Source organism: Nocardia sp. NPDC050799, assembly GCF_040654015.1.
Taxonomy (GTDB): Bacteria; Actinomycetota; Actinomycetes; order Mycobacteriales; family Mycobacteriaceae; genus Nocardia.
Genome location: NZ_JBFAHF010000027.1, coordinates 82,492 through 96,723, shown reverse-complemented (window position 1 = coordinate 96,723; position 14,232 = coordinate 82,492). Strand labels below are relative to the sequence as shown.

Sequence of the window (14,232 nt, the reverse complement as noted above, 5' to 3'; positions counted from 1 at the left end):
CGATCCGTCCGATCGGGATCGGCCGCGAGACCCACCGGTGTTCACACCATGGGCCCGCGCCGATACGGCTCGGGGGTCGTTCTGTGTAACCGGGGCCCCCGCGGCGCCGGGGTCAGCCGATATAGCGCTGCAGCCGTGCGGACAGGCGCGGCTGCAGCGGGCCGTCGGCCACCACACGCTCCTCCACATAGGCCAGATCGCCGCCCTCGACAATCCCGTACAGACGTTTGGCGCCGCCCACCACCGCGCCGGTCTGGCTGCGGATCACCACATCGGTGGCCAGTTCCCAGGAGGCCTGGGTGAGTGCGGTGCCGTAGAAGAGTTCGACGATTCCGGTGCTGTGGGTGAGCAGCAGTTCCAGCACCTCGTCGCTGCCGTCGACCCCGACCCGCCAGAATCCGGTCTCACGCAGGTCCGGCCCGCCGTAGCTGCCGTCGGATTCGACGAACCAGGACCGCGAATCCCAGCTCAGATAATCGCCGCCGTCGTGGGAGACCACGATCTGCTGCCCGAAGCGATAGTCCCCGCGCTCGGGGTTGTTACCCTCACCCTCACCGCGCCAGACGCCGACCATCGGCAGCAGCGCCAGCATGGCCGGATTCAGGTCCGGGCCGAGGCGCAGATTCGCCGTATCGTCGGGAAGCGGGAGGTCCGGGAGCACCGGGATGTTACGACCGCCGGTCGCCTTGGCGCGCTCGACCGCGTCGGCCACCGCCCGGTCGCCGCTCAGCGACGACGGAGCATCGGCCGGACGGCCGTTACCGTTCTGGCCGTGGGTATCGGCCGGAAGCCTTCCGTTGCTGTTGTCGCTCGCTCGCTCGGCCGGATCGGAACCTTCGCTCGCGAGACCGCTCATGATTCGGTGAACAGCCGGTAGAAGACGTACAGGCCGAACCACCCGATGAGGATCGATACGGCGATCAGCAGAATCTCGAAGAAGAGGACCACAGGCCGATTCTATTGCCCCGCCTCCGGCGGGGCGGGACGGGGCCCTCGTGACTCCGGCCACGAATGCCGATCATTCGCAGTAGACGAGGGGTTCGTGTGGTCGTGCGCCGTAACCGGTCCGGATGGGCGCACAGCACTCGATACTCGCGGGTCGCCACTTCCGGGAATGGACTGCTGCACGCGGTCCGGGCCCGGGCGGGCACCGATCTGGCACGCCGATCGTCGGTATCGCGCGGCAGCGGCGCGTCCGGTGCGGAAATGGAAAGGCCCGGGATACGCCCTGCGAGAGGGCGTATCCCGGGCCGTGTGGTCCCGTCCTACTTCGAGACGGCGACGTCCAGGTTGTGGATGCCCGGGCCGTCGGGGCGGAGTTCGGCCGTGCCGTTGCCCGCCGAGGAGAGCGCGCGCAGCGTCCAGGTGCCCGGCGCCGCGAAGAAACGGAAGTCACCGGTGCCCGAGGCGACGACCTCGGCGGTGAAATCCCCGTTGCCGTCCAGCAGTCGCACGAAGGCGCCCGCCACCGGCTCACCGTCCGTGGCGAGAACCCGGCCGGTGATGACCGTTTCCTTCTCCACATCGACCCCGGCCGGAATGGCCTGGCCCTGGGTAGGTGCTGCACACATGCTGGTTATTCTCCCAACTCGATAGGGGCGCCGATGAGCGAGCCGTATTCGGTCCAGCTGCCATCGTAGTTCTTGACGTTCTGGTGCCCGAGCAGCTCCTGCAGCACGAACCAGGTGTGCGAGGAACGCTCGCCGATACGGCAGTAGGCGATGGTCTCTTTGCTGCCGTCCAGGCCGGCCGAATTGTAGAGTTCGGCGAGTTCGGTGTCGGAACGGAAGGTGCCGTCCTCGTTGGCGGCCTTGCTCCACGGTACGTTGATCGCACCGGGGATGTGGCCGGGGCGCTGGCTCTGTTCCTGCGGCAGGTGCGCGGGGGCCAGGATCTTGCCCGAGAACTCGTCGGGGGAGCGCACATCGACCAGGTTCTTGGTGCCGATGGCCGCGATGACCTCGTCGCGGAAGGCGCGGATGGTGTTGTCCGGCTGCGCGGCCTTGTACTGGGTGGCCGGGCGGCTCACCGCGTCGCTGGACAGCGGGCGCCCGTCGAGCTCCCACTTCTTGCGGCCGCCGTCGATCAGCTTGACGTTGTTGTGGCCGTACAGCTTGAAGTACCAGTAGGCGTAGGCGGCGAACCAGTTGTTGTTGCCGCCGTACAGGACCACCTCGTCGTCGTTGGCGATACCGCGCTCCGAGAGCAGTGCGGAGAACTGCTCCTGGTTCACGAAATCACGACGGACCGGATCCTGCAGGTCCTTCTTCCAGTCGAGCCGCACGGCGCCCTCGATGTGTCCGCCTTCGTAGGCGGTGGTGTCCTCGTCGACCTCGACGAAGACGACGCCGGGGGTCTTGAGGTTCTCTTCGGCCCAGTCGACGGAGACCAGGACATCGGAGCGAGCCATGTTTTCCCTTTCAGTGGTGACAGCGGATCGGTGTTCAGTTCGATGCGGGGGATTCGGACGGGGTGTTCGGGCGTAGCCGGGTGACCAGCGGATACAGCTTGCAGCCGAGGCAGATGCCGAACGCGGCGTTGAGGAACGCCGCGAACAGGGCGAACCCGGCGAACAGCGCGCCCACTGCGGTGCTGCCGAGAAGGAAGCCCAGCAGGCTCACCGCGGCGAACACGAAGCCGAGCAACTGAGCGAATCGTAACGGGGCGGTCGGTTCGGTCTCGGTGACCGGGCCTAGGCGCGGCGCGACGAAGCGCGCGTAGATCAGGCCGTACGGGTGCCGACGCGGCCCGAGCCGGGCGCCGAGCGCGAACACCAGCGCCTGGATGGCGACCAGCACGGCGGCGGCGATCGGGGCGAACGCGGCTAGCAGCAGGATCAGGACCAGGACGCCGGTGGTGACCCAGGCGACGAAACGGGGACCGCGGATATCGACTCGGTTCGCGACGGTGGTGGTAGTGGACATGAACAAAGCTCCTGCGCTCGCACTTTTCGGCGGAATTCGGCCGGTTCGCCGGGGGATGAAATCGCTCGCGCGGACGAACCGTGGTCGGCGTCAGGAAAGAAGACCCGACCGCTCAGCGGCACAGGCAGCAACAACCACCGAGGCGGCACAGGTCGACTGTGCGGCGACGGGTGAGCATCAGCTCGCGGTGGTTTTGCACACCGGCAGTCTACCCAATAACGGCGTCATGCCAACGGGGAGGGGTGCACTCCTGGTCAACGGCCTGACCGGATGGTGTCGGTCATCCGGAGGGCGGCGGCCGGCGAACAGATACAACTCAGCCGGCGGCCGAACCGGCGGTGAGCGGGCCGAGCGCGCTGCGCAGGTCGCTGGTCTTGGGGACACCGGAGATCCGGAACCGCTCCCGGCCCTCGGCGTCGAATACGAAGGTGGTCGGTAGCGACAGCACGTTCAGGGCTCTGGCGAGCGCCGGATCGGCGTCGATATCGATTTCGATATCACGCGGCGGCTGCGGGGAATCGGCCAGATCACCGGTGGCGTCGGCGACGACCCGGCGTACCGCCGCGCAGGGGCCGCACCAGTCGGCGGAGAAATGCAGTACCGCGGGCCCCGACCCGGTCACGCCGGCGGCGACGAGCAGATCGTCGCGCGCGCCGGTGTCGCGGTCCAGGGTGACCGGGGCGGAGTGCACCGCGCCCTCGCGCCGGCGCAGGTACAGGCCGACGGCCAGCCCGGCCAGCAGCATTACCGCCAGAATGGTGATCTCGATCATGGGCGCCGCAATCTGTTCAAATCGATCGTCACATCTCTACCCCGGCCCTCGACCACGATATGGCCACCCAGGGCGGTCACCTCGGTGGGTCGGATACCGAAGGGCAGTTCCTTCGTATCGATGGTACGGGTGAACATCGACAGCACCGCCGGGATGTCGGCGTCGTCGACGACCGGCTCGGAGGGGACCGGCGAGATCTCCTCCGAGTACAGACCGGTGGCCACGATCCGCACCTGATCGCCGTCGAGCAGCAGATCGGCCGCGACGCTCACCCGTTCCCCGGCGAAACTCGCGCCCTGCTGTCCGCTCGGCGCGGACGGCAGCGTTCCGGTCAGCACCAGCGCGCCCGCCGTGGTCATTCCCGACCCACCCGAGCCGCCGGTGCCGTCGGATTTGTCCGCCGGCCGGGAATGAACCTCCAGGTCCGGGATACCGAACAGGCGGCCCAGCTCGGTGGGCGCGACCCGCATCCGGACGTCGACCTGCTCCACCGGCACGTTGCGCACCCGTCCGTCGACCAGATCGCCGAGCGGGAGGTTCATCCCCCGCAGCGTGGCCTCCAGGCCGATCTCGCCGGGGATATCGGGCCGGACGCTGTCGGCTTTGATCTCGATATTGTCGTAGCGGCCGTCGAGCGCCTGCCGCAGGAACGGAAAACCGTGGAAAGTGACCTCGGGGTCGGCGCTGAGATCGGCGCCGACCTTCAGCGACCGCGATACGCGGTACTCCGAATATGCGGCCGCACCGAAATCGACGACCACTGCCAGTCCCGCCAGGCACAGCAGTCCGATGATCAGCTTCCGCATGGCATGCACCCTAGTGGACGCGCCCGGGACGGGCTTCGCGCCGGTGGGCGGGTGCGGCCCTGTCCGAGTCGACCCGGAATACGAGGTCATCGGGTTCGACGCGCTAATCTTGCAGCGATTACATATGGATGAGCAACGTGGCAACGGCGACGAAGCTGGCTTTCGCGTAGCTACGAGATGGGAGGAGTGCTTGTGGAGCTGCTCCTGCTGACTTCCGACCCCGACCACGAATCGGTACTGCCCTCGCTGTCGCTGCTCGCGCACAATGTGCGGCCCGCGCCCACCGAGGTGGCGTCGCTACTGGAGGCGGGTACCGCCGATATCGCGCTGGTGGACGCGCGCTCGGATCTGGCGGCCGCTCGCGGGCTGTGCCGCCTGCTCGGCAGCACGGGCTCGTCGGTCCCCGTGGTCGCCGTGCTCACCGAGGGCGGGCTGGTCGCGGTGAATGCCGACTGGGGTCTCGACGATATTCTCCTGCCCAGTACCGGGCCCGCGGAACTGGATGCCCGGCTCCGCCTGCTCGTCGGCCGGACGGGCGGTTCGGCCAGCCCGGAGAACTCCGGGAAGATCACCCTCGGTGAGCTGGTGATCGACGAGGGCACCTATACCGCGCGGCTGCGCGGGCGCCCGCTCGACCTGACCTACAAAGAATTCGAACTGCTGAAGTACCTCGCCCAGCACGCCGGCCGGGTCTTCACCCGCGCCCAGCTGCTGCAGGAGGTATGGGGTTACGACTTCTTCGGCGGTACCCGGACCGTCGATGTGCACGTCCGGCGGTTGCGGGCGAAGCTGGGCAGTGAATACGAGTCGTTGATCGGTACCGTGCGCAATGTCGGGTACAAGGCGGTGCGTCCCGCCCGGTCGAACAACAAGAACGACTCCGATGCCCGGTCCGCGGGCGGCGACAAGGACGGAACCGAAGAGGATTCGATGACACCGGCCAACGGCACGGTCCAGTGAGCCCGGCCGATATGGGTGAGTACGAACTGCAGTGGCACGAGCTTCCCTCCGCCGCCCGTGCCGGCCAGGTGAGCGCGCTGCTCGACGCCGCGGCGACCGCTGACGGCGTCGCGCCGGTTTCCGAACAGGTCCTGCTGGGTCTGCGCCGGGAATCGCCGGCCCGCCACCTGCTGGCCGTGGCGGGAGACGAGGTGGCCGGGTACGCGAGTCTGACTCCGGCACACGACGAGCACCCCGCCATGGCCGAGGCGGCGGTGGCCCCGGGATGGCGGGGGCGCGGGATCGGTGGTGATCTGGTGGCGGCCGCACTGGCCGCCGGTGGGCGGGATGCCCGGATCTGGGCGCACGGGAAGCTGCCCGCCGCGGAGGCGGTGGCGCGGCGGCTGGGACTGTCGGCCGCACGGGAGCTCTGGCAGATGCGGCGCCCGTTGGCAACTACCGAGCTACCGGCTGTCGAGGTGCCCGACGGGCTCGTGGTCCGCACCTATCGCGGCCCGGCCGACGACGCCGAGCTCCTGCGGGTCAACAACGCGGCTTTCGATTGGCATCCTGAACAGGGCGTCTGGTCGGCCCGCGAACTGGAAGAGCGCCGCGCCGAATCGTGGTTCGATCCGGCCGGACTCTTCCTGGCCTTCGATGCGCAGGAGCCGCGGCGGTTGCTCGGATTCCACTGGACCAAGGTTCATCGTGAAGAGGATCCTCCGGCCGGTGAGGTATACGTGGTCGGGATCGATCCGGCTGCCCAGGGTCGTGGACTCGGTCGGCTGCTCACCCTGATCGGCCTGCACCATCTCCGCGATGCTGGGCTGGGCGAGGTTCTGCTGTACACCGAGGCGGACAACACGGCCGCGGTCCGCACCTATCGCGGGCTGGATTTCGCGCCGGCGCATATCGATATCGCCTACTCGATACCGGCCTGAGACCGCGGAACCGGATGGTTACCATCCGGGGTGCGACTCTTACGTCCGGGCGCTGGAATGCCGCATTTCGGTATGCGCGGAGTAACAGCGCGGCAAACATCACACATATCGGACGTGTTCGCGCCGCCCTGTTCACCTTCCGTTCACTTGCCCTGGTCCAGCTGTCTACCGACGCGCCCTAGTTTGATTCTGGGCGGCAGTGGGCCGCCGGTGTGCAAGTTCCCCGCGAACGGCCGCACCACGACACGCGCCCGGGCCGGTGAGGGACCGGGCGAGTAGGACGTATCCGGAGGACTGGAGTGAAGTTCAAGCGCAGCAGCGCCCTCGTCGGTGTGATCGCGGCCGTGACCCTGCCGCTGGCCGCCTGCGGTAGCGACGACAATGTGTCCTCGACCGGAGTCGAGGCCAACGCCGACGTCACCTGTGGTGGCAAGGAGGCCCTCAAGGCCAGCGGCTCCTCGGCGCAGAAGAACGCCGTCGAGCGTTTCACCGCCGCCTTCGAGACCAATTGCGACGGCCAGACCCTCAACTACACCTCGAGTGGTTCCGGCGCGGGCGTCAAGGAATTCCTCGGCGGCCAGACCGATTTCGCCGGTAGCGACTCGCCGCTCAGCGAGAAGAAGGGCGAGCCCGCCGCGGCCGCCGAGCGCTGCGCTTCCCCCGCGTGGAACCTGCCGACCGTGTTCGGCCCGATCGCCATCACCTACAACATCGATGGCGTCACCGATCTCGCGCTCGACGGCCCGACCGTGGCCAAGATCTTCAACGGCACCGTCAAGACCTGGAACGCCCCGGAGATCCAGGCGCTCAACGAGGGCAAGCAGCTGCCCGCCGAGCCGATCAAGGTCGTGTACCGGTCCGACGAGTCCGGCACCACCGACAACCTGCAGCTCTACTTGGATGCCGCGTCCGAGGGCGCGTGGGGCAAGGGCGCCGGCAAGGTCTTCAACGGCGGCGTCGGCGAGGGTACCCAGGGCAACGAGGGCACCTCGGCCGCGGTGAAGAACACCAAGAACTCGATCTCCTACAACGAGTGGTCGTTCGCCAAGTCGCAGAACCTGTCCGTGGCCCGGATCATCACCTCCGCCGGTCCCGAGCCGGTCGAGCTGACCTCCGAGACCGCCGGTAAGGCGATCAACGGCGTGAAGATCAAGGGCGAGGGCAACGACCTGGTGCTCGATACCTCGTCGTTCTACAAGCCCACCGAGGCCGGCTCCTACCCGATCATCCTGCCGACCTATGAGATCGTGTGCTCGAAGTACGCCGACGGGGCGACCGCGACCGCTGTCAAGGCATTCCTGACCTCCGCCGTCACCAACGGCCAGGACGGTTTGGCGGACAACGGTTACGTGCCGATCCCGGAGGAGTTCAAGACCAAGCTGACCGCGGCGATCAACGCCATCTCCTGATAGCGCGAATATGACAGTCAACCCAGAGGTAGCCTCGGCAGGCTCGTCCAGCGCGACGGGCCTGCCGAAGGCAGGAGTCCCCGCATCAATGACGAGCCATCCGAGCAAGCCGCCGCTAGGCGGTGAAAGTCGCGGTCATGGCAGGCGGGCCGAGTTGGTGTTCAAATCGCTGGCGACCACCGCCGCGGCGATCATCGTGGCCTCCATCGCGCTGATCGCACTGTTCCTGCTGATTCGTGCGGTGCCTTCGCTCCGGGCTGACGAGGTGAACTTCTTCACCAGCGCGGAGTTCAACACCGGTGACGCGGACAATCTTCGCTTCGGTATCCGTGACCTGTTCATGGTGACGGTGTTGAGCTCCGCGTTCGCGCTGGTCATCGCGGTGCCGATCGGTGTCGGCATCGCGCTGTTCCTCACCCGCTACGCGCCGAAGCGGCTCGCCCGCCCGTTCTCCATGCTGACCGATCTGCTGGCCGCGGTGCCCTCGATCGTGTACGGCCTGTGGGGCCTGCTGGTGCTGGCGGAGTATCTGAAACCGGTCCAGGAGTTCCTCAACGGCAACCTCGGCTGGTTCTTCCTGTTCTCCGACGGCAATGTCTCGATCGGCGGCGGTGGCACCATCTTCACCGCCGGTGTGGTGCTGGCGGTGATGATCCTGCCGATCATCACCTCGGTCTCGCGTGAGGTCTTCGCGCTGACCCCGATGGCGCATATCGAGGCGGCCCAGGCACTCGGTGCGACCAAATGGGAGGTCGTGCGGATGACCGTCCTGCCCTATGGCCGCAGCGGTGTGATCGCCGGTTCCATGCTCGGTCTGGGCCGCGCGCTCGGTGAGACCATCGCGGTCCTGCTCATCCTGAAGATCTCGTCGACCCCGGGCACCTGGTCGCTGTTCGACGGCGGCTTCACCTTCGCCTCCAAGATCGCCTCGGCCGCGGCCGAATTCAGCGCGCCGCTGCCGACCGGCGCCTATATCGCGGCGGGCTTCGTGCTCTTCGCGCTGACCTTCGTCGTGAACGCGCTGGCCCGGCTCGCGGCAGGCGGAAAGGTGAACGGCTGATGACCACCACCACGACCAGCCTCGAAAAGCCGATCAAGGCGCCGACCTTCCGGGATGTGAGCACGGCCCGCAAGATCAAGAACAACATCGCGACCGCGGTGTTCGCGCTGTGCTTCCTCGTCGCCCTCATCCCGCTGGCCTGGGTGCTGTGGATGGTGGTCAGCAACGGTATCGGCGTCGTCATGTCGCTCGAGTGGTGGCAGAACTCGCAGAAGGGCGTGCTGCCCGATCAGACCGGCGGCGGTGTGTACCACGCCATCTACGGCACCATCGTGCAGTCGGCGGTGGCGGCGGTCATCGCCGTACCACTCGGCATCATGGCGGCGGTTTATCTGATCGAGTACGGCACCGGCCGGTTCGCCAAGGTGACCACCTTCATGGTCGATATCCTCGCCGGTGTCCCCTCCATCGTCGCGGCGCTGTTCATCTTCGCGCTCTGGATCGCGACCCTGGGTTTCCCACAGAGCTCGTTCGCCGTGGCGCTGGCCCTGGTGCTGCTGATGCTGCCGGTGGTCGTCCGCAATACCGAGGAAATGCTCAAACTCGTCCCGGACGAACTGCGTGAAGCCTCCTACGCCCTCGGCATCCCGAAGTGGAAGACGATTGTGCGGATCGTCATCCCGACCGCCCTGCCCGGCATGATCTCCGGGATTCTGCTCGCCCTGGCGCGTGTGATGGGCGAGACGGCGCCCGTGCTGGTGCTGGTCGGCTACAGCAAGGCGATCAATATGAACATCTTCGACGGCAATATGGCTTCGCTGCCGCTGCTCATCTTCCAGGAATTGAAGAGCGCCGAGGACGCGGGCCGGCAGCGGGTGTGGGGTGCCGCGCTGACGCTGATCCTCATGATCGCGGTGCTCTACCTGGCGGCCGCGGCTGTCAACAAGCTCCTCACGCGGAACCGATAAGGGCGGAAACGGAAAACAGATGGCCAAGCGGATCGACATCAAAGACCTGAACATCTTCTACGGCAAGTTCCACGCCGTCGCCGATGTGGCGCTCAACGTCTTGCCGCGCAGTGTGACCGCCTTCATCGGTCCGTCGGGTTGCGGTAAGTCCACTGTGCTGCGGTCGCTGAACCGGATGCACGAGGTGACCCCGAACGCCAGCGTTTCGGGCTCGGTCATGCTCGACGGCGAGGACATCTACGCCTCGCAGGTGGACCCGGTCGGCGTGCGCCGCACCATCGGCATGGTGTTCCAGCGACCGAACCCGTTCCCCACCATGTCCATTCGCGACAATGTGGTGGCGGGCCTCAAATTGCAGGGTGTGCGCAACAAGGGCGAACTCGACGAGGTCGCCGAGCGCTCGCTGCGCGGCGCCAACCTGTGGAACGAGGTGAAGGATCGCCTGGACAAGCCCGGTGGCGGCCTCTCCGGCGGTCAGCAGCAGCGTCTGTGCATCGCGCGCGCCATCGCGGTGTCCCCGGATGTGCTGCTGATGGACGAGCCCTGCTCGGCCTTGGACCCGATCTCCACATTGGCGATCGAGGACCTGATCACCGAGCTGAAGAAGGAATACACGATCGTCATCGTCACCCACAATATGCAGCAGGCGGCGCGGGTGAGCGATAAGACCGGTTTCTTCAACCTCGAGGCCCAGGGCAAACCGGGCCGGCTGGTGGAGATCGACGACACCGAGAAGATCTTCTCCAACCCGGGTGAGAAGGCCACCGAGGACTACATCTCCGGCCGTTTCGGCTGAGCCACCGGCGGCACCGACGACGAGAAGCCCGCGGGAACAATTCCCGCGGGCTTCTCTGTCTGCGTCGTACAGGACGGAATTCCTCGGGTCGCCACCGAACCCGCAGCTGCCGCTGCACTGCCGCCTCACGTAAATCGAGACGAGTTGTTGTTTCTTGCAACATGATTCGATATTCTGTGGGAGGCAGGGGGGAGAAAATGGCACGACCTCTGCGCAATTTGTTCGAGTGCAAGAGGATTCGTGATGGCAGTACGATTACTCACCAGTGGATTGCTGGGTGTGGCCACGATCTTGGCCACGACGTTGCTGGCCCCGCAGGCTGCGGCTGTGCCGGCAGACCCGTGCAATGAGTCTACCGTTGGCGATATTCGCCATGAGGGCACAACGAAGTGGCTGTGCTACTCACATGGCCAGGGCCGGTACGAATGGATCGTGGTCAAATAGCGATATCGGCTCCGGTCGAAATCTACGCTGTCGGCAATTGGCAATCGGTCGGCACGTAACCCAATTCCAATGATCGGCCCCGCCCGATACCACGCGGGTTTCAGCGATCTCCGCAACGCCCAGAAATTCTGGGGTTGCGGAGATCGTGGTTTCTGTACCGGGCGGCTACGACTCCCGTCTCTACCTGACCGGGAACGGTCCATCCCGGCCGACGGAGGGCCGATCCGGCCGTCGCGGAATTCGGCGCCCGAACCTGGGCCCGGAGCTATACCTCGGCGTCTTCGTCGGGCGGAAGTACACCGGTGACCAGGAAAATCACCCGGCGGCCGATCTCCACGGCGTGGTCGGCGAAGCGCTCGTAGTAGCGACCCAGCAGGGTGATATCGACCGCGGCCGCCACCCCGTACTTCCATTCCCGGTCCATCAGGAGGGTGAACAGGTGGCGATGCAGATCGTCCATCGCCTCATCGTCCTGATTCAGCTGCGCCGCGCGTTCGGGATCGCGGGAACCCAGCACCTCCTTGGCGCCCTGGCCCATGCTGACCGCGATCCGGCCCATCTCGGCGAAGTAGCCGTTGACCGCCTCGGGGAGGGCGTGATTGGGGTGCCGGCGGCGGGCCACCTTGGCCACGTGCAGGGCGAGCGTACCCATCCGGTTGACGTCGTTGACGATCTGGATCGCACTGACGACCTGCCGGAGATCGCCGGCTACCGGGGCCTGCAGGGCGAGCAGCGCGAACGACTTCTCCTCCGCGTCGGCGATCATCTCGGCGATCCGATCGCCTTCGCTGATGACCTGCTCGGCCAGCGGCAGGTCGGCCTGGAGCAGAGCCTGCGTGGCGCGATCCATGGCCGAACCGGCAAACCCGGCCATCTCGCCCAGCAGGTGGGCGAGATCGGCCATTTGCTCGTTGTAGATGACACGCATGAACCAGAAGACTAGTTGGCACTACTGTCCGCGTCACCAACACAGGGTGAATAACCAGGTAGACGGCTTGTTCCCGGCTGAGTCACTGGGTGGCGCAGAGATCGTCTCCGGCGTTCACGTGCTCCAGGTCGGTGGGCAATTCGACCGGCGATGTGCTGGTGGGCGGCACATCGGTGATAGGGCTGCCGACCGGGGTGGGCTCGTTCACCACTTGCTGGTAATCCTCGCCGAGGACGAGTTCGACAATGCTGCCCAGCGACTCGTCGAGCTGCATGGTCGCGCCGGGAATCGCGCTCGCGACCGTGGCCGCCTCGGCCTCGTGGCCGGCGGAGTAGCGGACCTTCGTCTCGGTCGCGTTTCCCTCCGTGTAGTTGTCGTAGTTGTAGATGTTGAAACCGACATTGGCCATCTGGCTGGCGGTGGAACTCGCCAGGCCGGCGATTCCCGAGCCGTTGGAGACCAGCAGCGACAGGGTGCTCGGATCGACCGCGGTGAGTGACGGCGGCACCGGTGCTTCGGAGGTCGGCGGTGGTGCGGGTGCGGTCTTCTCTCCCGGCAGTGGCTGATCGTCGCGGATCGCCTGGAAGATCGCCTGGATATCGGAGGTGCGCGGGATCTCGTTGCCGTAGGAGGTGGTGCCCGCGGTGGGAACGGTCAGGAAGGTCACCGCTCCCGACTCCAGGTCCTGCAACGATCGGCCGAGCATCAGCAGGTCGTTGGGTTGGACCCCGTCGACGAAGGTGGCCTCGGTGAATGCCTTGATGAAGCCGTTCATCTTTCCGGGATCCAACAGGACTTTTCCGGACAGCGCACCGCGTAACAGCGAGGCCAGGAATTTCTGTTGCCGGTTGATCCGATCGTAGTCACTGCGCTCTTCGCCGTAGACATGGCGTGCGCGTACGTAATTCAGGGCCGTGGCGCCGTCGATGCGGTGGCGGCCGGCCTCCGGAATGATGGTGCCGAGCACCCCGTCTTCGAGCGGCTTGGATACACACACCTCGACACCGTCGACCTTGTTCACCATCTGTTCGAACCCGGCGAAATCGATCCCGATGAAATGGTTGATGGTGCTGCCGGTCAGTCGCTGGATGGTGGACAGCAGGCAGCGGGGGCCACCCAGCGCGTAGACGGCATTGAGCTTGCTGTTCATGGCCGAATCGAAGAGCTCTTCGGTGTAATCCCACTTCTCCTCGTCGAAGCCGTAGCAGTCGGGCCGGGTGACATCGAGGTCGCGCGGGAAGGACATGACGACCACTCGCGACCGGTCCTTGGGGATGTGTACCAGCATCGTGGTGTCCGCCCGGGCGCCCTCGGCGTCCTCCACGGTGCCCGCACCGATATCGCCGTTGGCCCCGGCCCGGGTATCGGTGCCGACGATCAGATAGTTCTCGTCACCGAGCTGGGCATGGGCATCGATGACGTCGTCCTCGTTCTCGGCGAGGGCGGACACCTGAGTGAAGCTGTTACCGGTGGCGCGCAGATAGCTCCAGCCGCCACCGGTGATCAGCAGCGCCAGGACGGAGAAGAAGGCCACCCCGGCGCGGCCGGCGATTCGGAGCCGCCTGTTGCGCTTGCTCTCGGGGGCCTGCCGTCGTTTCGGCTTACCGATGGTTTCCGGGGCGGCCGGTCCCGAGGTCGGCCAGCCGGCGGTATCGGTCCGGCCGCTGATCCGGGAATCGGTCTCGTCGAGCGGGTCGAGAATATCGGTGACCATTTCGGGGGGGTCCGCGGCTACCACGGCCGCGGCTTTCGCGTTCTTGCCACGCCGAGGTGTGCCGGATGATTGCCGGGACCGTTTCGGTGCCGCTTCGCTACCCGGTCGCGGGCCGCCTCGGGCGGGGTCGGGTTGCTGGGGAACCACGGTGGTCGGATCGCCGGGCTCGACCGGCGGCGGCGCGGCGGGATGCTGTCCGGTCGGCGGACGTTGCGACGGATCCGGGGTGGGCTTGGGGGGCGGCGGCACCGCCGCCCGGTTGCCGGTCGGCGGACGGGACGCGTTCGGGCCGGGCGGCATCTCGCCGCCGGGCCGGCGGCCGGGTGAGCGCCCGGGCTGCTCCGGGCCGGGCCGCTGCGGGGGGGCGGGCGGCTGGTTGCGGGCCGTGGGGGGTTGCGGCCGGTCGGGACGACGGGGTGGCGGTCCCGCGGGCCTACCCTCCGCCGGACCTGGTTGCGCGGCGGGAGTCGAGCCGGTGGAGGGCCGGCCCGGCGCGGGTGTAGCGGGACGCTGTGGAGGAGCCGCCGGCCGGTTCGGCCGCGCTGCGGGTGGACCGTCGGGACCGCCCTGCTCCGGCCGGGGGCGTTGGTC

At 66.9% G+C, this 14,232-nt stretch carries 14 protein-coding genes; 6 read left to right on the top strand and 8 right to left on the bottom strand.

Annotated elements, in window-relative coordinates; translation table 11 throughout:
• Positions 1-112: 112 nt before the first annotated feature.
• The 6 genes from AB0H42_RS25325 to AB0H42_RS25300 all read right to left on the bottom strand — a co-directional run bounded on the left by AB0H42_RS25325 (position 113) and on the right by AB0H42_RS25300 (position 4,502).
• The gene (locus AB0H42_RS25325) at positions 113-856 is read right to left on the bottom strand and encodes an FABP family protein (protein ID WP_357060042.1); all 744 of its coding nucleotides are present in this window, start codon (positions 854-856) and stop codon (positions 113-115) included.
• 409 nt (positions 857-1,265) lie between these two features.
• The gene (locus tag AB0H42_RS25320) at positions 1,266-1,571 is read right to left on the bottom strand and encodes a DUF1416 domain-containing protein (protein WP_030522845.1); all 306 of its coding nucleotides are present in this window, start codon (positions 1,569-1,571) and stop codon (positions 1,266-1,268) included.
• A 5-nt stretch (positions 1,572-1,576) separates the two neighbouring features.
• Entirely contained in the window at positions 1,577-2,410 is an 834-nt protein-coding gene (locus AB0H42_RS25315) for a sulfurtransferase (protein ID WP_357060039.1), read from the bottom strand.
• Positions 2,411-2,444: 34 nt separating this feature from the next.
• On the bottom strand, positions 2,445-2,924 hold the full coding sequence (locus AB0H42_RS25310) for a DUF4395 domain-containing protein (RefSeq protein WP_357060036.1): 480 nt from the start codon (positions 2,922-2,924) through the stop codon (positions 2,445-2,447).
• A gap of 316 nt (positions 2,925-3,240) precedes the next feature.
• Complete coding sequence (locus tag AB0H42_RS25305; protein WP_357060033.1) at positions 3,241-3,696, bottom strand: thioredoxin family protein; 456 nt, start codon at positions 3,694-3,696, stop codon at positions 3,241-3,243.
• Positions 3,693-4,502, bottom strand: coding sequence for an LmeA family phospholipid-binding protein (locus AB0H42_RS25300; protein WP_357060030.1), 810 nt, complete (start codon positions 4,500-4,502; stop codon positions 3,693-3,695). The genes AB0H42_RS25305 and AB0H42_RS25300 overlap by 4 nt, the downstream gene beginning before the upstream one ends.
• Positions 4,503-4,694: 192 nt before the next feature.
• Between AB0H42_RS25300 and AB0H42_RS25295 the strand changes: the two genes are divergently transcribed.
• The 6 genes from AB0H42_RS25295 (at position 4,695) to pstB (ending at position 10,555) form a co-directional block, all read left to right on the top strand.
• Positions 4,695-5,462: a response regulator transcription factor gene (locus AB0H42_RS25295; RefSeq protein ID WP_357060027.1), complete on the top strand. Its 768-nt coding sequence runs from the start codon at positions 4,695-4,697 to the stop codon at positions 5,460-5,462.
• A gap of 11 nt (positions 5,463-5,473) precedes the next feature.
• Positions 5,474-6,382, top strand: coding sequence for a mycothiol synthase (gene mshD, locus AB0H42_RS25290; RefSeq protein ID WP_357060024.1), 909 nt, complete (start codon positions 5,474-5,476; stop codon positions 6,380-6,382).
• A 299-nt stretch (positions 6,383-6,681) separates the two neighbouring features.
• Positions 6,682-7,791 carry a phosphate ABC transporter substrate-binding protein PstS gene (gene pstS, locus AB0H42_RS25285; RefSeq protein ID WP_357060021.1) on the top strand — a complete coding sequence of 370 codons (1,110 nt, stop codon included), beginning with the start codon at positions 6,682-6,684 and terminating at the stop codon, positions 7,789-7,791.
• An 88-nt stretch (positions 7,792-7,879) separates the two neighbouring features.
• Positions 7,880-8,851, top strand: coding sequence for a phosphate ABC transporter permease subunit PstC (gene pstC, locus AB0H42_RS25280; RefSeq protein WP_357060019.1), 972 nt, complete (start codon positions 7,880-7,882; stop codon positions 8,849-8,851).
• On the top strand, positions 8,851-9,759 hold the full coding sequence (pstA, locus tag AB0H42_RS25275; RefSeq protein ID WP_357060016.1) for a phosphate ABC transporter permease PstA: 909 nt from the start codon (positions 8,851-8,853) through the stop codon (positions 9,757-9,759). The genes pstC and pstA overlap by 1 nt, the downstream gene beginning before the upstream one ends.
• Positions 9,760-9,778: 19 nt before the next feature.
• Entirely contained in the window at positions 9,779-10,555 is a 777-nt protein-coding gene (gene pstB / locus AB0H42_RS25270; protein WP_030522834.1) for a phosphate ABC transporter ATP-binding protein PstB, read from the top strand.
• 709 nt (positions 10,556-11,264) lie between these two features.
• On the opposite strand, the gene phoU is transcribed toward pstB, so the two are convergent.
• The gene (phoU, locus tag AB0H42_RS25265; RefSeq protein WP_357060013.1) at positions 11,265-11,927 is read right to left on the bottom strand and encodes a phosphate signaling complex protein PhoU; all 663 of its coding nucleotides are present in this window, start codon (positions 11,925-11,927) and stop codon (positions 11,265-11,267) included.
• A gap of 82 nt (positions 11,928-12,009) precedes the next feature.
• Positions 12,010-13,641: an LCP family protein gene (locus AB0H42_RS25260; RefSeq protein ID WP_357060010.1), complete on the bottom strand. Its 1,632-nt coding sequence runs from the start codon at positions 13,639-13,641 to the stop codon at positions 12,010-12,012.
• Positions 13,642-14,232: the final 591 nt, after the last annotated feature.